This is a genomic window from Sphingomonas pituitosa NBRC 102491, assembly GCF_001598435.1.
GTDB lineage: Bacteria > Pseudomonadota > Alphaproteobacteria > Sphingomonadales > Sphingomonadaceae > Sphingomonas > Sphingomonas pituitosa.
Genome location: NZ_BCYY01000003.1, coordinates 18572 through 35201, shown reverse-complemented (window position 1 = coordinate 35201; position 16630 = coordinate 18572). Strand labels below are relative to the sequence as shown.

The 16630-nt window shown below is 68.5% G+C and carries 15 protein-coding genes; 7 read left to right on the top strand and 8 right to left on the bottom strand.

Translation table 11 applies throughout. The features are described from left to right. Window positions 1-64: 64 nt before the first annotated feature. The 3 genes from SPI01S_RS04975 to SPI01S_RS04965 are packed head-to-tail and all read right to left on the bottom strand — an operon-like array spanning window position 65 to window position 2504. Window positions 65-1240: a dipeptidase gene (locus tag SPI01S_RS04975; protein ID WP_066719089.1), complete on the bottom strand. Its 1176-nt coding sequence runs from the start codon at window positions 1238-1240 to the stop codon at window positions 65-67. Beyond that, entirely contained in the window at window positions 1237-1713 is a 477-nt protein-coding gene (locus SPI01S_RS04970; protein WP_066719086.1) for a dihydrofolate reductase, read from the bottom strand. Before SPI01S_RS04970 ends, SPI01S_RS04975 begins: the two co-directional genes overlap by 4 nt. Beyond that, window positions 1710-2504: a thymidylate synthase gene (locus SPI01S_RS04965; protein ID WP_066719084.1), complete on the bottom strand. Its 795-nt coding sequence runs from the start codon at window positions 2502-2504 to the stop codon at window positions 1710-1712. Before SPI01S_RS04965 ends, SPI01S_RS04970 begins: the two co-directional genes overlap by 4 nt. 117 nt (window positions 2505-2621) lie before the next feature. On the opposite strand from SPI01S_RS04965, the gene SPI01S_RS04960 reads away from it, so the two are divergent. Further along, a complete protein-coding gene (locus SPI01S_RS04960; RefSeq protein ID WP_066719081.1) occupies window positions 2622-3014 on the top strand; it encodes a JAB domain-containing protein in 393 nt (130 codons plus the stop codon). An 83-nt stretch (window positions 3015-3097) separates the two neighbouring features. Here the strand turns inward: SPI01S_RS04960 and SPI01S_RS04955 are convergent, their stop codons facing one another. The 5 genes from SPI01S_RS04955 to SPI01S_RS04935 all read right to left on the bottom strand — a co-directional run bounded on the left by SPI01S_RS04955 (window position 3098) and on the right by SPI01S_RS04935 (window position 9305). After that, entirely contained in the window at window positions 3098-4063 is a 966-nt protein-coding gene (locus tag SPI01S_RS04955) for a right-handed parallel beta-helix repeat-containing protein (RefSeq protein WP_066719078.1), read from the bottom strand. Between the two features lie 421 nt (window positions 4064-4484). After that, window positions 4485-5147, bottom strand: a complete 663-nt coding sequence (locus SPI01S_RS04950) for a hypothetical protein (protein ID WP_066719075.1) — start codon at window positions 5145-5147, stop codon at window positions 4485-4487. A 28-nt stretch (window positions 5148-5175) separates the two neighbouring features. Further along, entirely contained in the window at window positions 5176-7194 is a 2019-nt protein-coding gene (locus SPI01S_RS04945) for a hypothetical protein (protein WP_157084567.1), read from the bottom strand. Next, window positions 7191-8834: a hypothetical protein gene (locus SPI01S_RS04940; RefSeq protein WP_066719071.1), complete on the bottom strand. Its 1644-nt coding sequence runs from the start codon at window positions 8832-8834 to the stop codon at window positions 7191-7193. The genes SPI01S_RS04945 and SPI01S_RS04940 overlap by 4 nt, the downstream gene beginning before the upstream one ends. A gap of 15 nt (window positions 8835-8849) precedes the next feature. Further along, entirely contained in the window at window positions 8850-9305 is a 456-nt protein-coding gene (locus SPI01S_RS04935; RefSeq protein ID WP_157084566.1) for a TPR end-of-group domain-containing protein, read from the bottom strand. 215 nt (window positions 9306-9520) lie between these two features. On the opposite strand from SPI01S_RS04935, the gene SPI01S_RS04930 reads away from it, so the two are divergent. The 6 genes from SPI01S_RS04930 to SPI01S_RS04905 all read left to right on the top strand — a co-directional run bounded on the left by SPI01S_RS04930 (window position 9521) and on the right by SPI01S_RS04905 (window position 16572). Continuing rightward, a complete protein-coding gene (locus tag SPI01S_RS04930; RefSeq protein WP_245653482.1) occupies window positions 9521-11110 on the top strand; it encodes an ATP-binding protein in 1590 nt (529 codons plus the stop codon). Further along, the gene (locus SPI01S_RS04925) at window positions 11107-11685 is read left to right on the top strand and encodes a response regulator transcription factor (RefSeq protein ID WP_066719066.1); all 579 of its coding nucleotides are present in this window, start codon (window positions 11107-11109) and stop codon (window positions 11683-11685) included. Before SPI01S_RS04930 ends, SPI01S_RS04925 begins: the two co-directional genes overlap by 4 nt. Before the next feature lie 415 nt (window positions 11686-12100). Beyond that, a complete protein-coding gene (locus SPI01S_RS04920; protein ID WP_218017575.1) occupies window positions 12101-13711 on the top strand; it encodes a GMC family oxidoreductase in 1611 nt (536 codons plus the stop codon). A gap of 31 nt (window positions 13712-13742) precedes the next feature. After that, window positions 13743-14159: a nuclear transport factor 2 family protein gene (locus SPI01S_RS04915; protein WP_066719062.1), complete on the top strand. Its 417-nt coding sequence runs from the start codon at window positions 13743-13745 to the stop codon at window positions 14157-14159. 137 nt (window positions 14160-14296) lie between these two features. Beyond that, on the top strand, window positions 14297-15763 hold the full coding sequence (locus tag SPI01S_RS04910; RefSeq protein ID WP_066719061.1) for an aldehyde dehydrogenase family protein: 1467 nt from the start codon (window positions 14297-14299) through the stop codon (window positions 15761-15763). Window positions 15764-15825: 62 nt separating this feature from the next. After that, complete coding sequence (locus tag SPI01S_RS04905) at window positions 15826-16572, top strand: SDR family NAD(P)-dependent oxidoreductase (protein WP_066719058.1); 747 nt, start codon at window positions 15826-15828, stop codon at window positions 16570-16572. The last annotated feature ends 58 nt before the right edge of the window (window positions 16573-16630 follow it).

The window sequence follows — 16630 nt, the reverse complement described above, 5'->3', positions numbered from 1 at the left end:
TAGGCATTGGCCGGGACGATGCCAATGGGTGAGCGCCCTGCGCCTTTCCTTCGGCAGAAGGCGCTTAGGTCCTGGTGGGCGCCAACCCCGCGCGCAGCACGCGCAGGACGTTGCCGCCCATCACCTTGGCGATCTCCTGTTCGGAAAAGCCGCGATCGACGAGCGCCTGCGTCACCACCACCAGCTGCGACGCATCAAAGCCCGACGTCACCGCGCCGTCGAAATCCGAGCCGAGCCCGACATGGTCGATCCCCACCAGGTCGCGGACATGGGCGATCGCTTCGGCCACCGCCGCGGGGCTGGTCGAGCAGACCGCCGCTTCCCAATAGCCGATTCCGACCACCCCGCCGGTGCGGGCGATGCCCTGGATCTCCGCGTCGGTCAGGTTGCGGTTGACCCTGCACGTCGCCTGTACGCCGCCATGGCTGGAGACGACCGGCCGCCGCGCGCCAGCCAGAATATCCGCCACCGCCGCATGGCTGGCATGGGCGACGTCGACGATCATGCCCAGCGCTTCCATGCGGCGCAGCACCTGCCGGCCCATCGGCGTCAGGCCGCCCTTGGCGCGCCCGTGCATCGATCCCGCCGCCTCGGTGTCGAAGAAATGCGCGAAGCCCGCCATGCGGAAACCCGCTGCATACAGCCGATCGAGATTGGCAGGCTTGCCTTCCAGGTCCTGCAGCCCCTCGATCGAGAGCAACCCGCCCGTCACTTTCCGGCCGCCGGCGCGATCCGCCAGCAGCCGGTCGAGATCGGCCGGGGTGCGGATCACCCGGAGCTGCCCGTTCGAGGCATCGGCGGCGCGCGCCAGCTTCGCCGCATGCCACAGGGACCGTTCGAGCAGCGAACCCCAGGTCCGTGGCGGCTGGAGCTGGGCGATCGCGAGCAGGGTGATGTTGTCGCTGTCCGCGTCGTTGGCGTCGTAGTTCTGGTGGCGCGGGGTCTTGGTGACCGAGGAGAAGACCTGCAGCGAAACATTGCCCGCCTGCAGCCGGGGCAGGTCCACCTGGCCGCGGTTCGCGCGGTCGAGCAGGTTGCGCCGCCACAGCAGCGTATCGGCATGGAGATCGGCGATGGCGAGGCCGGCATGGAGCGCCCGCGTCTGCGCCGTGATCCGGGGCAGGGGCGCCGGCGCCACCCGGTTCCTCTCCGCTTCCACCACGGCCGGCGCGATCCCGAAAAAGCCGAAGGCGGCGATGGCGAGCACCGCGGCAAGGCTGATCAGGATCGGCCGCTTCATTCGCGCCGGGTCAGCGTCACGAAGGCATAGCCGGGGCGATCGCCTTCGGCCGGATGCGCTTCCCGCGCGATTTCCGTCCACGCGGCCGGATCGAAGGCCGGGACATGGGCGTCGCCCTCGGCGTCGCAATGCACTTCGGTGAGCTCGATGCGATCGGCGCGGTCGAGGAACAGCGCGAAGATCTCCGCGCCGCCGATCACCGCGGCGTCCTCGCCCGCCAGCGCCAGCGCCTGCGCCACGTCGTGCGCCACCTCCGCGCCCTCCGCCTGCCAGCCGGCATCGCGCGTCAGCACGATATGGCGCCGGCCCGGCAGCGGCGCGGGGAAGGATTCGAAGGTCTTGCGGCCCATGATCATCGGCCGCCCCAGGGTCTGCGCCTTGAAGCGCTTGAGGTCGGCGGGGAGCCGCCAGGGCAGCTGGCCGTCGCGGCCGATCACGCCATTGTCCGCGCGGGCCAGGTGGAAGCTGATCATATCGCCACGGGCGCCTTGATGTGCGGCTGCGCGATATAGTCGTGGATCGCGAAATCCTCATAGTCATAGGCGTCGATCGACGGCGCCTTGCGGAGGATCTCCAGCCGCGGCAGCGGGCCCGGCGTGCGCGAAAGCTGCGCCTGCGCCTGCTCGAGATGGTTGAGGTACAGGTGGCAGTCGCCGCCGGTCCAGATGAAGTCGCCCACTTCCAGCCCCGCCTGCTGCGCGAGCAGATGGGTGAGCAGCGCATAGCTGGCGATGTTGAACGGCACGCCGAGGAAGATGTCGGCGGAGCGCTGGTAGAGCTGCAGGCTCAGCCGGCCGTTTGCGACATGGCACTGGAACAGGCAGTGGCACGGCGCGAGCGCCATCGCGCCCAGTTCGCCGGGATTCCAGGCGGAGACGATCATCCGGCGCGAGGCGGGGTTGGTCTTCAGCGTCTCGATCAGCTCGGCGATCTGGTCGACATGGCGTCCATCCGCCGTCTCCCAGTCGCGCCACTGCTTGCCATAGACGGGGCCGAGATCGCCGTTTTCGTCGGCCCATTCGTCCCAGATGCTCACCTTGCGGTCCTGCAGCCAGCGGACATTGGTGTCGCCGCGCAGGAACCAGAGCAGTTCGATCAGGATCGAACGGATATGGAGCTTCTTGGTGGTGAGCAGCGGGAAGCCTGCCGCCAGGTCGAAGCGCATCTGCGCGCCGAACACGCTGCGGGTGCCGGTGCCCGTGCGGTCCATCACCTCCACGCCGTCGTTGAGCGCGCGGGCCATGAGATCGAGATATTGACGCATGGGATGAGCCTAGCGAGGGCGGGCGCGCAAGTCATCCGCCTTCGCGCGTTCGGCCTTTGCTCCGCTTCGGAGCGGGTTGCGGTATGGGCCGCCGGACCGTGGTGGCATGGCAGGACCATGCCGGTTCTGTCGCAGGTCCCGTATATCGTCGACGCTCCGGCCGCACATGCATTGTTCGGCCGCCTCGGGCGGGAGCGCGTGGAAATCGCCGCGTTCGCCTATCTGGCGCGCGACGGCCGGCTGCTGGGCATGCGGCACATGCAAGGGGCGCGGGTGGATGCCGTCGACGTCCCGATCCGCCGGGTTGTGGCCGATGCACTCGCCTTCGATGCGGCGGCGGTGCTGATGGCGCACAATCACCCGAGCGGGGATCCCCGGCCCAGCGCTGCCGACCGGGAAACGACACGCCGACTGTTGCTCGCGCTGGCGCCGGTGGGCGTGCGGCTGATCGATCACCTGGTGCTGGCCCCTGGAGACACCGCGAGCTTCCGGGCGCTGGGCTGGCTCTAGCCGGCGCAAATGTGGGGGGCGGCCGGCACTGCGCATGGGGCCGACGCCTGACAGGGCGCCGGCCGGCGCCGAGACGTCCCGCGTTACTTGCGGAACGCCCCGGCGATGACGTTGCCGCGCGGCACGACGTTTGACTTGGTGCCGATGTGATAGGTGGGCGCCCGGTTCCCCTCGACCACCGCCGGCCCGTCGACGCGTATCCAGGGCGTGAAGTTCGGACCTCCGACGACTTCGTTCGAGCGGATCGTGACGTTCTTCGGGCGGCTGGACAGGCTGATCGCATGCCACATCGTCATGTAGAAGCGGTTGCCGGTGATCTCGATATTCTCGTACCCGCCGACGCGGTCCTCATCGCCGAAGAAGATCCCCTGCGGCTCGTGGCCGGGGCTGCCGATGATCTGGTTGTGGAGAATGCGCACGTTCTTGCAGCCGGATGGCTTGCGCGTCGTCCAGCACTGAACACCATCGGGATGCATGCCGGGATTCGTGCGGAAATCATGTATCGTGTTCTGCGAAATCAGCACGCCGTCGGAACCGGGAATCTCGATCGCGTCGTTGCCGATAAATCCGATGTCGTTGTTCCGGATCACGACGTTCCGGCTGCTGTCGGCCTTGATACCGGCATTGATCTCCAGAAACCGAGAATTCGTGACCGAGAATCCATCGACGTCGTACGCCCAGATCCCGTTCACATCCCGCGATACATCCCCATCGATCACCCCATGAACATAGGCGTCGTCGATGGTGACGTTCGATCCTTTGGTGACGCGGATCATCACCTGCCAATTCGGCTCGCCGGGAGCGGGGGTGTACGACACCTCGATCCCGGACAGGACCAGGTTGCGGGCATTGTTGATGGCGATGCGATCAAACTGTGCCCGCCGCCCGGGGTTGGCGCTCTTGATCGTCACGTCCGAGCTGGCGATCGTGACCGTCCCATATCTGCCAGGTGCAAGCTGGATGACGTCGCCGGGCTTCGCCTTCCTCAACGCGCTGTTCAATTCGGCGGGAGTAGCGACCGCGATGGTCGCGGCGATGAGCAGGAACATTACGCAGTCTCCTATGAACTAGGACCGGGACCCATAGGCAGGATTCCCGTTGCGCAGTTGGGCCACGGGCGTTTTCGTCTCGCGTTTCGCGCAGACTGGCCTCATGTTCGGGAGCTTTCCTGAAATTTGCGCGATCCTGTGAGCCGGACAATGCGCAGACTAGCGCAAATTTCCGCGGCGCACAAAGCTCCAGGCGGTGGGAGCGGCGAGGAGAGGAGAGGATCGGGGCAGCCTGAACGCCAATGTGCCGTCCGCCGCGTCGAGAATGGAAGATGCTTGCCGCGTCACCGCATCGGCCGGCTGCAATTCTGCGGGACGGTCAATCGCTTCCCCCTGCCTGGCGCATCAGCAGTGCCGAAGGGTGGCTGCCAAGCGCCGACGGCCAAGGGGTCGGGCGCTTGGCGATGTGTCGCAGTGGAACTTACAGTGCGACGGCCTCCGGCTCGCTGGTCGCCGACGTCTTGGGCGCCTTCACCTTCACTGCCGACAGCAGCTTCGGCATCTTGGTGGCGATGCCGCCGAGGCCCTTGCCCTGAAGCTCCACCAGCGCCGCCGCCAGCCTGAACTGCCCGATGCGGGTGGCCAGCAACGGATTGCGGCCGATGCCCTGCACCATCGCGGGCGCCTGCCCGACAAGCTCGGTGTTGCGGTAAATCCCGATCGCCAGGTTCGCCAACGCCGTCTGGATCATCTTCTTTTGCTCGGCATTGCCGGCATCATAGGCCGAGGACAGATCGGCGGCGAGATCCGCGCGACCGTTCAGCGTCGCCAGGTCGGAACTCAAGCTGGCCCGGTGCGCGTCGAGCTCCTTGACGTCGTGCGCGTTCTGCAGTGCCACGAGTTCGGCCTTGCGTCCCGCCAGATCGCCGCGGGTGGTGACCGCCTGGGCAAGCAGCGCGGCGGAGAGCATGACGTTCTTGGTCGAGCGGCTTGCGTTGGCCAGAAACGCGTCGGCATCCGCGGCGGGTGCCGAATCACCGCCGCCACCGCCGAGCACCTTCTTGCCCAGTCCCCCGAACTGGGCATGCGCCGCAACCGGCGCGAGCAGCATCGCTGCGGCAAATGCAATCTTCACGGTCTTCATCGGACGTCCCTCTGTGGTGGAAAATGAGTCACTGCGCCGGCTTGAGCGCCGCTGCCGCCTTGTCGGCGAGCACCGGAAGTTGCGCGGCGAGATCGTGCTGGAGCATCGCCGCCACATCTTCGGCGGCGGTACCGGCGGGCAGCCGGGTCGGCGTGAGCACGGAGCGCAGCCCGCTCCCGACAAGTTTCTGGTCGCCCCGCATCAGCTTGAAGCCGACGGTGAGGTCGTAGCCGGTGGCTGCAGGCGTCACCGCGAGAACCGGCACGAAACAATAATCGGGTGTGCGTTGCCGCGCCGGGGGGAACCGCCGCCAGCCGGAGAATTCCGCGCCGAGCGCCGCAAGCCGGGACGGCAGCGTCGCCAGCTGGACCACGCCGCCATATCGGCCGGCGAAGCTCGCATTGGCAGCAAGCGCCCAGACCGGCACGGCGAGGGGGCCGCGATCTTCCACGCGAATGCCGCCGTCGGGATCGGTGCACTGCGCCGCGGCCAGGCGCGAAGTGAGCGGCGCTGCCGCGTGCTCCCCTGCGTGCTCGATCGTCACGGTTTCGCCGCCCCTGAGGATGAGCGCAGTGGCCCCGGCGTCGCTCGCGGCAAGGCCTCCCGGCACCGGCGCGCCGGTGGTGACCTCGCCCACCGGCACGCGCACCCGCCCGGCGATGCCCTGGATCGTCCCGATGTCGCGCAGCACCGTCACCTGCGCGCCGGAGGGCAGGGCGCCGCTGGTATCGCGCACCAGCATGGCGCCGCGCTCCGCGACGATCGGCACGTCGATCGCTTGCGGCCTGAAGCGCGCCATGGCCGCCGCCGCGTCGAGCAGCGCGTTGCGTACCACCGTGTCGCGGCGTTGCTCCGGGGAAAAATGCATCCCGCCGGCAACCTCGTCCTGAATGCGCCCGGTGCCGTGGAAGGTGGCCACCACGCGGCCCGTCTGGTCCACCAGCGAGACGAAGGCATGCGCCTCGTGTCGCTCGAGGGTCACGCCAGGGACGTTGCTCGCAAAGCGCACCGAGGGCAGGGCAGCGATCGAGACGCTGGCCACATAATCGGGCAGGCTCCGCGCGTCCGCCGCCATCGCCGCCGCCTGGGCCTCGCCTAGCGCGCGCTGGCGCAGATCCGAGAAGCCGGGATTGACCGGCATCGGCGCGAAATTCGCGCGGGTGCCCAGCGCATCCTCGAAGATCTGTGACAGATAGGGGGCGGCATATTCTTTGGGCAGCGCATCCATGGCGACAAGAACGCTGGGCTTGGCGAGCAGCTCGGCCGGCGCCACGGCGGTGCGCGCGAGAACCTGCCCCGTCCGGTAGCGGCCGAGCGTGGGCTGCACGACGGCGTAGTTGGCCGCCGCATAGAGGATGCGGCCGTCGGCACCGATGGCGTCGTCCGTCCGCAGGCCGTGGCTGCGCCCCTTGTCGATGATCCAGCGATCGCCATCGGCAGCGACGACCACCGCCTGCTGTGCCCAGGGCTTCCACGCCGCGGCCGCCTCCGCCACCAGCGCCTGCAACGTGGCGTCGAGCCGGGCATCGAACTGCGCCACCAGCGCCGCGTCCACGCCATCGGCGGGGAAGGTACCTTGCGCGACATCGCTGCGCGTGCGGGTAAACACCACTTCGCCGGTCGCGGCGTTGGTGATCTGCAACGTCAGCGTGATCGGCAGATAGGCATCGACGCCGGCTGGCTTTTCCAGCCTCCACACCGTCGCGCGGGTGAGCCGCAGCGAGGCGACCAGCGTATGGGCGAGCTTCGCCCGGGCGGTAGCGTCGGCGGGCAGGCTTTCGGCGAAGCGGGTCTCGACCTGCGGAAAGGCGCGCGCCACCGCTGCCGCGAAGCGCTGGCCGATGGCGACGCGGTGCGCTTCGTCCAGCGAGGGGCAGAAGATCGGAGCGACCATCGCCCCGTCCCAGGCGGCGCTATCCCCCGCCGTGCCTGCGCAGGCGCTGCGCTCCAGCCCGTACAGGCCGGCGACCGCCCAGAGATGCGGAGCGTCCTGCGCCACCGCCGCGGAAGGCGCGGCGAGCAGCAGGCCGAGGCCGAGGACCCTCACCGCGCCGCACCGCAGCCCGACAGACACAGGGTGACGCTTCGGCCTTCCGCATTCGCCTGCATGTCGGCGAAGCCCGGCCGCCCGCGGAGCTTCTGGTAGATCGCGAGCTGCAACGGCATCGCCCCGGAATAGCGCACCGTGAAGCGCATCTCGGTGCCGGTGGCGGCGACGAAGTTCTGCCCCTGCACATCCGGCATACCCTGCAGCGCGTCGAGCACGTCTGCCTGCATCGCCATGTTCATGCTCGTCGCCCGCAGCACGAGCGCATATTCGGCAAGCTGGCTGGTATCCTGCCCCACGGCAGCACGCGCGACGCTGCGCCAGTGATTCTGGACCCGCGGCCCCAGACCCGCCGCGGCCTGCCTGCCCAGGGCTTCGGCCAGCTTCGACCCGCATTCCTGCGGGCTCATCCCAGTCGCCGTGGCGTTGAACATGCCGCTGGCGAGATCCCGTCCGTCAACGGTGGCGAAGGCGGTAGCGTCAAGGCGGCCCGAACAGCGCGCCTGACCGGTCGCCATGTCCTTGCCGGCATGCGTGACGGCGAAGGTGCCCCCCAGGAAGAAGGGCGCGTTTCGGCTGCTCAGCGACGTGAGAAATGCCTGGTACCGGGCATCCCGCTTCAGTGCGGCATAGCGCGGTGGCTGGTTGGCGAAATAGCCCGACAGCGCTGCCCAGGAATCGGCGGTGACGACGCCGTACGCGCCGAGCGAACCCTTGAGCGCGCTCATGATCGCATCGCCATCGGAATTGGCCGCCGGCCGCTGGTAGACGGTGCGCGTGTGGAAGCGGACATCGTCATGCACTTCGGCCTGGATGTCGGTCCGGTCGGCAAAGCTCGCGGCGCTGGACCGCGCGCTCGACGATGCCGACTGCGCGGCGCCCGCGGCACGTGCCGTATAGGCGCCCGCGGCGCTGGCGCTGTAGCCGCTGGCGCTGTTGCTTCGTGCCCGGCCTGCCGCCGAGCCGTCGGTGCCGGATGCGCCATAGGCCGCGGCGCCGCTGCTGCGCGCTGCACCGGCCGCCGACGAGCGAAACGCGCCCGAGCCGCTGTTGCTGTACGCGCTCGCCGAACGGGACGACGCGGCAGCGCTTTCCCGGCTCGATGCGGTGACGCTGGATCGGTCGGCAAAGGATCCGCCGGTCTGCCGCTCGTACGAGGTTTCGGTTTCGGCCGGTGTCGCAAAGTCGCTTGCCACGTCGTCGACCTGGTCGAGCATGACGAAGATGGTGGCGCGGTCGCCATCGGCGCGCCGCGAGGAACTGTCGATGTCGTGCGCGTCCAGCAGCCCGCGGAACCACGCGCCATCCACATCGGCGGTGAGTTCCACCACGAACATCGTGCCTTCGCGGCGACTGGACTGGCCGGTGATCATGTCGGCACGAAGCTGGGCGGCGATCGCCTCGATGGTCTGCGGCGCCACCTCGCGCAGGCGATCCGCGCCGATCACCTGGGTAAGCATCGCGACCACGATCTGGCGCCGGGCCTCGGCGGTCGCGACATTGCGCACCGTTTCCACATCCTTGGTGATCGGTGCGCGACCGGTGCCGTTGACCGGATCGGCGAGGGCAGGGAGGGCAGGGGTGGCCAGCGCCAGGGCGGTGGCGAGCGCGGAAGCACCCGCGCGAAGCGAAAGCGTCATGAAAGGCTCCGGAACTTAGAAGTCGGTGTCGAGGATGATGTTGCCGGCCCGGACCGTGTCGCGCCCCTGGGCGTCGGTCGTGATCGAGACTTGATCCGGGCCTTCCCCTGCGGTGAGGTGCTCGGCGCGGCGGCCGGCCGGCGAAGCCCGAGCCTCGATCGCGGCGAAGCGCTCCGTCTCGCGGATCCCGTTGAACGCGGGGTCGGCAAGTGCTGCCGCCACGTTCGGCAATCCCGCACGAACCGCCGCGTCCAGCGCGTCGAACGCGGCACCCTGATTGCCAAGCAACGCCTCCGCGCGCGCCAGTTCGAACTGCACGTCGGCATTTGCCTGCATGCGCTGCGCGAGTTTGCGCGCATGCTCCGCGGCGGTGCCGTAATTGTGCGCCGCGATTTCGGCGCGCACTTCGGAGAGCCCGGCGCCCTTGTGCGCCGGGTCGGTCGTGTTCGAGCACGCCGCCAGCAGCAGCAAGGCGGAAGCCGAAAGGCGCAGGTTCATCGATTCTCCCCATGCCTGCGACAGCCAGGCCCCCTGCCGGCGGATCGCGAGACGAACGGACGATCAGGTCCGCCGCTCGACTACGCAGCGGGCTCCGTTCGGCCTATCCGGAAAAAACCCGCCCCTCCTCCGGGGACCGGGTATTTTCCGGGTTCTGGCGCAAGGAGGCAGCTGCCACAGGCAGCGGAATGCCGACCTCGACGAACCTGTTCTTGCGTGTCGTTTCCTTCCTGTGCCCGCGCCGCTGGGACTGGCTGCTGCTGGCGCTGTATGCCGTGGGCTTCGCCCTTGCGCATTGGGTGGCGGGCTTCTGGGGCGGGCGTGGTTTCTACTCGCTCTGGTTCCCTGCTGCCGGGCTGCGGCTCGCGCTGCTGTGGCGCGCAGGGCCGCGACTGCTTCCCTGGGTCGCGCTTGTCGAACTGGCGAGCGATGCGGCGAGCGGCCTGCTCTGGTTCGGCATGCCCGATCTGGCGATGGCCGTCTTCGGCGTCGTCCGCCCCGTACTTGCCTATGGCCTTACCGTCGCGGTGATCCGGTGGCTTGCCGGCGGCACGCGCGCGAACGTGCTGATCGCGCCGATGCCCTTCGGCCTCGCCACCTTCTTCGCCCCGTTCGTGGCAGCACTCTTCGCGCTGCCGCAGGCGCTGTACCTGCCCGAACTCACCGGCGTGAGGGGCGCGCGGGAGGTGGTCGAGTCGCTGGCGGCGTTCACGGTCGGAGATCTGCTCGGCGTGCTCAGCGTCGGCCCGCCGGTGCTCTGGATCGGCGACCTGGTCACCGGTCGCGATTCGCCGCCCAAGCCGCCGCCGCCTGCGGCGGCACTCGAAGCAAGTCTGGTGCTGGGCGCCGCCCTGGCGGCTGGCAACCTGCTCCAGCAAATCGGTCTGGGAGACGCCACGACGCTCACTCTGCTGGCGGTCGTGTGGATCGGAATGCGCTTCGGGCGCGGTGCGGCCTGGATCGCGATCGCGCTGACGCTCCTGCTGACATTGCATCGTTCCGCCGGCGCGCTTTCCACGGGGGACCGGCTGGTCCTGCACCTTCATTTGGCGAGCCTTGCCGTCGTCGGCTATCTGGCGGGCAGCTTCGCCGAAGCGCAGCGTCGCGCCCGACGGGATCTCGAGCGGCGCGACCGGCTGCTCTTCCAGGCGGAGCGGCTCAAGACCTTGCGGGCGATGTCGGTCGCGGTCATCCACGAAATCAGCCAGCCGCTCTCGACGCTCGCGATCGAAGCGCGGCATCTGCACGCGATCACCCGCGATGCGGACCCGGAGGTCGCCGCCAGCAGCGCGCTGATCGATCGCAAGGCAACCACGCTTGCGGGGCTCGTCCGGCGCCTGCGTCGTTTCGGCGGTCGCGCTGCAGACGAGCCCAGCCCGCTGCCGGTCGCCGCCCTGATCGAAAGCGTTGCCGCGCTCGCCGCACCCGAAGCGAAGGCCGCGGGCGTAGCGCTGTCGATCGCGCCGATCGATCCCGACCTCGTCGTCCTCGGGCAGGAGGTGGAGCTGGCGCAGGCGATCATCAATCTGCTGCGCAACGCCATCCAGGCCTGCGAGGACGGACGGGTGGAGCTCAAGGTAAGCCGCGAGGCATCGCGCGCGCGGATCGTGGTAGCCAATCGCTGCACCGGCACGCCGCACGTCGCAGAGGGTATGGGCGTGGGGACGCACATCGCCCGCGCGATCCTGGAAGCCCATGGCGGCACCCTTGTGCGCGAGCGCCTTTCGAACGTCATGCGGGCTACGGTCACGCTGCCGCGCTTTGGAGAAGCCGTATGACCGACAAGGGCCCCGTCTACGTGGTCGATGACGATGCGGATCTCGGCGCGAGCGTCGCGCGCCTGCTGCGGCGGCACGGCTTTGCGGCAGAGGCATTCCTGGACCCGGCCATGCTGCTCCGATTCTATTCGGAGGCGCCGGCGGCGTGCATCGTCACCGACGTGATGATGGGCGATCTCGACGGCTTCGGCCTGGCGGACGCGATTCGGGCGATCGACCCCGCCGCCGCCATCATCTTCATGACCGCCTGGCCGACGACCGCCAACGCCGTCGACTCCGTCCGCCGCTATGGCGGGCTCGACTATCTCGAGAAGCCGATCGACGAGGACCGGCTCGTTGCTGCGGTCGAGGAGGGAGTCGAATGGGCCTCCCGGCGGCGATCGGCGCTCGCCCGCACCCGAGCCCTGACGCCACGAGAACGGCAGGTGTTCGACCTTCTGGTCAAGGGACACAGCAACAAGGTGGTAGCCGGCTTGCTCGGCCTCAGCCCGAAGACCGTCGAGGATCATCGTGCCGCCGTGTTGGCGAAGACGGGTGCGAACGGACTGGCGCAACTGATAGCATTGGCGCTCTAGGGCCGGGACCCACTAGAACCAAAGGGCGAGGGCGGCGAGCCGCGCCGCCACATGCCCTCCTGCTGGACCCCGGAAGGAGCCCGGGACGGTGCCCGGCACATGCCGGAAGCATGCGGCCCCGTTCGGGCAAACACGGTCGCAACGCGTGGTGGCTGAAATGGGAGCCTGTCCAGGCTTGGAGGGCCAGCGGACGAGCGGCCGTGCCCGCGGATGTCGCTCCATCGGCCGGGCCGATGATAGCCATCGAATAATAGCGGCTTCTTCGGTGCGAGCCGCCGTGGCACCACCAGATCGCGCTTGAAACGATCCAGTTTGAAGCTCCCGTTCGAAAGGCATTCGCTCCTTTTCGAAGGGGGCTCTGGTGCGTCGAGCAAGAGTATCTCCACCGGCGTGGCCGATGAGCAAGGACCATAGAATGCGCTCTGATGATGAAATGTCGAAGAACCGCCTGGACAGGCGCGATGTTCTTGCCGGTGGGGCTGCAACGCTCGCGCTGGTCACGGCCGGTGCAGCGGAAGCGAAAACCGCGGGGCGTGGCAACTTCGACGTCATCATCGTCGGCGGCGGTTCCGCAGGCGCCGTGCTCGCCAACCGGCTGAGCGCCGATCCCGCCCGCCGGGTGCTGCTGATCGAAGCGGGCAAGGCCTATCCGCCCAACGCCTATCCCGATGCGGTGCGGCGCCAGGACCTGGTCGGCGGCGATGCGCAGCATGACTGGGGTTTCCAGAGCGAGCCCGGCGTGCTGGGCCGCAAGATCCCGCTCAACCGCGGCAAGGTGCTCGGCGGCTCTTCGGCGATCAACGGTGCGGTGGCGATGCGCCTGCCGAAGAACGACCACGACCGCTGGGCGCGGAACCATGATCTTGCGGCGCTTAGCTGGGACGCGACGCACCCCTTCTACAAGTCGCTCGAGCGGACCTCGGGTACGGGCGGGGAGGGGCATGACGGCCCGTTCCCGGTGCACCAGCTGGGCGAGGAGGAAATCTCCGACCAGCACCGCGCCTTCATCGCCTCCGCGCTCGCCGCCGGCCATGCCCGCTCGGCCGGGTTCGCGACCGAGCGTCCGCTGGGCGTCGGGCCCTATGTGATGAACACCCGGATGGGCGTGCGGCTGAACACCGGCATGACGCTGCTGGGCGACGCGGTACGCGCGCGCCCGAACCTGACGATCCGCGACCAGACGCTGGTCGACGCGGTGGTGATGCAGGGCAGCCGCGCCACCGGCGTGCGGCTGGCGGGCGGCGAGGTCGTCACCGCCGGCGAGGTGATCCTGTCCGCCGGCACCTATGTCAGCCCCGCGATCCTGATGCGGTCCGGCATCGGCCCGGCGGCCACGCTGCGCGGGCTGGGCATCCCGGTGGTCGCCGATCTGCCGGTGGGCCGCCAGTTGCAGGACCATCCGCTGGTGCCGACCGTATGGTCGATCCGCAAGGAAGCGGTGGGGCTGCCCTATCCGCCGATCGGCGCGATGCTGTGGACCGCATCGGGCCATGCGCTGGGCGACGAGGCCGATCTCAACATCAGCACCGCAACCCTGCCCGAAGATCCCAAGGCGCCGCCGATGTTCCTGCTGTTCGCCGCGCTGGTACGCCCGCGCTCGATCGGCTCGCTTACCATCAACAGCCGCGATCCCCATGCGGCGCCGGTGATCGACCTGGGCTTCCTGAAAGACGCGAGCGACCGCGAGCGGCTGGTCGACGGCGTCGAGATGATCCGCGACATCGCCCGCAACAAGCCGTTTGCCGACATGATCGGCGGCGAACTCGCCCCCGGCGCGGCGGTGAAGGACCGGGCGGCGATCAACGCCACGCTGGCTGCTTTGGTGCTCACCTATCAGCATCCGACCTCGACCGTGCCGATGGGCGGATCAAAGGACCCGAAGGCCGTCGTCGATATCGACGGGCGCGTGCGCGGCATCACCGGGCTGCGCGTGGTCGATGCCTCGATCTGGCCGGATGTTCCCTCGGTTGCCACCGCCTTCCCGACGATGATGCTTGCCGAACGCATCGCCGCCACGATCGCCTGAACCTGTTGCACCCGAAACCAAGGAATAACCAATGACTGAAGTGCTCACCTCCGCGCAGCGCGTACAGCGCAGCCTCGACGCCTTCCTCGCCAAGGACATGAAGGGCTGGACCGAGCTTTGCGCCGAGGACGTCGTCGCCGAGTTTCCCTTCGCACCCCCGGGCGCGCCCGCGCGGATCGAGGGCCGCGCCGCGCTCTACGAATATCTTCGCGGCTATCCCGATGCGATCGACATCCGCGCGCTGCCCAGCGTGAAGATCCATGCGACCGACGATCCCGATGTGGCGATCGCCGACTGGAGCGCATCGGGCACGGTGCTGGCCAACGGCAATCCCTATGAGATGCGCTATGCCACCTTCGTGACGTTCCGCGACGGGCTGATCGTCAACTACCGCGAATATTGGAACCCGCAGGCGTTCCTGGCCGCGATGGGCGGCGGCAGCTTCTGATCCCCGCGCGGTCGGGCGCCCCGCGCGCCTGACCGTCCCCCTTATCGGCGGCCTGGCCGCCCACACCATCGCCCCGGCGGGATCGACTGCGATCCCGGCGACGGGAGCGTGCAACCGCGTAGCTTGAAAGGTTGACCATGAGCGAGATCGAAACCCACCGCCTGTATTCCGGTGGCGAATGGATAGACGCAGCGGACGGCGCCAGGTTCGACGTGCACGAGCCCTATAGCGGCAAGCTGATGGCGCGCATCGCATCCGGCGGTCAGGCCGATGCCATGGCCGCGATCGAGGCCGCCCAGGCGGCGTTTCCGGCATGGGCCGCGATGGCGCCGACCAAGCGTGCCGCCCTGTTCCTGAAGGCCGCCGCCCTCTACCGCGAACGCTCCGACGAGATCGCTGATATCCTTTCGCGCGAAACCGGCAGCACGATTTCCTTCGCCCGGTTCCAGCAGACGCTCGTCGTCGAAAACCTCGAAGCTGCGGCAGGCTGGGTGCATCAGCCCAAGGGCGAGACCTTCCCGACCGATGTCCAAGGCCGGCTCTCCATGAGCATCCGTCGCCCGCTGGGCGTGGTCGCCTGCTTCACCCCGTGGAACGGCGCCAACATCCTGTCGTGGCGCGCCGCGCTGGGGCCGCTGGCGGCGGGCAACACCGTCATCATCAAGCCATCCGAATTCGCGCCGGTCTCGGCGGGGCTGATGGTGGCGCGGATCGCGGAAGAGGCGGGCTTCCCCGCCGGCGTCATCAACGTCGTGCCGCATGCCCCCGGTGGCGCGGGCGCGATTGCGGACGCGGTGTTCGCCTCGCCGCATGTGCGCTGCATTAACCTGATCGGCGGCGTCGGCACCGCGCGCATCCTTGCCGAGCGGGCCGGCCGCACGCTGAAGCGCAGCGTGCTGGAATTGGGCGGCTATAACCCGCTGATCGTGCTCGACGATGTCGATATCGACTTCGCGGTACGCACCGCCACGTTCGGCGCGTTCTTCCACCAGGGCCAGATCTGCATGAACACCCGCAAGGTGATCATCGCGCGCCCGCTGTACGAGAAGTTCCTCGAGAAGTTCGTCGCCCGCGCGCGCCAGCTGCCGATGGGTGACCCGTCGAACCCCGCAACGCTGATCGGGCCGCTGATCAACAAGGCGGCGATCGAGAAGGTCAGCAAGGGCATCGCCGAAGCGGTGGCGCTGGGCGCCAAGATCGAGACCGGCGGCACGCATGACGGCCAGGTCTACCACCCGACCATCCTGACCAACGTGCCTTATGCAGCGACCATCTCGAACGAAGAGACGTTCGGGCCGGTGGTGATCGTGGAGCCGGTGGATTCGGTGGAGGATGCGGTTCGCGTCGCCAACCGCACGTCGTACGGCCTGGTTGCCTCGATCCTCAGCGGGGACAGCTATCGCGGACTGGAACTGGCGCCGCGCATCCAGGCCGGCGTGGTCAACGTCAACACCGCGACGGTCAACGACGAAGCGCATGTGCCGCTGGGCGGCGTGCGCGACAGCGGCTGGGGCCGCACCGGGCCGGATTGCATGAACGATTTCAGCGACACGATCTGGATCAACGCCCGCCACAGCGCGAACGAACCGCAATACGCATTCTGACCGAAACTGCGGCGCTGCCACGGGTTGGCGCCGCACCTTTCTCCCAACGCGAAGGCATTTCCATGAACGACCCAAGATTGAGCCATGAAGGCCGTGTCGCCATCGTCACCGGCGCGGCGCGCGGCATCGGCCAGGCGATCGCCGTCAAGCTCGCCGCGCATGGCGCCCGGCTGGTGCTCGTCGACATCGAGGAAGCGCAGGAAACGGCGCGGAGGATCGGCGACGAGAGCCTGGTCGCCACCGGCGACGTGACCAGCGCCGCCGACTGGGCGCGCATCGATGCGATGGTCCAGGACCGCTTCGGCCGCACCGACATCGTCGTCAACAATGCGGGCATCGGCAGCGACAAGCGCATCGACGAGCTCGACTTCGAGCAGTGGAAGCGCACCTTCTCGATCAACCTGGATTCGCATTTCCTCAGCGCCAAGCAGTTCGTGCCGCAGATGCGCCGCAACAACTGGGGCCGCTTCGTCAACATCTCGTCCAATTCGATCGGCATCGCGATCCCCGGCATGAGCCATTACATGGCGTCGAAGATGGGCGTGATCGGCTTCGTGCGCGGGCTGGCCAACGACGTGGCGGATTCGGGCATCACCGTGAACGCCGTGCTGCCCGCGATCACCAACACGCGCCTCACCCAGGACATGCCCGAAGAGGTCAAGCGCCAGACCTGGCAGCAGCAGGCGATCAAGCGCTTCGCCGAACCCAGCGATATCGCCGGCGCGGTGTGCTTCCTGTCCAGCGACGACGCAGGCTTCATCACGGGGCAGGCGGTTCCCGTCGACGGCGGCCAGTACAAGATTTCCTAGGCCTGTCCCGTTCCCCGCTTCCGGCGCCTCGGGTCGAGGTCCGGCGGCCAAAAAGGAG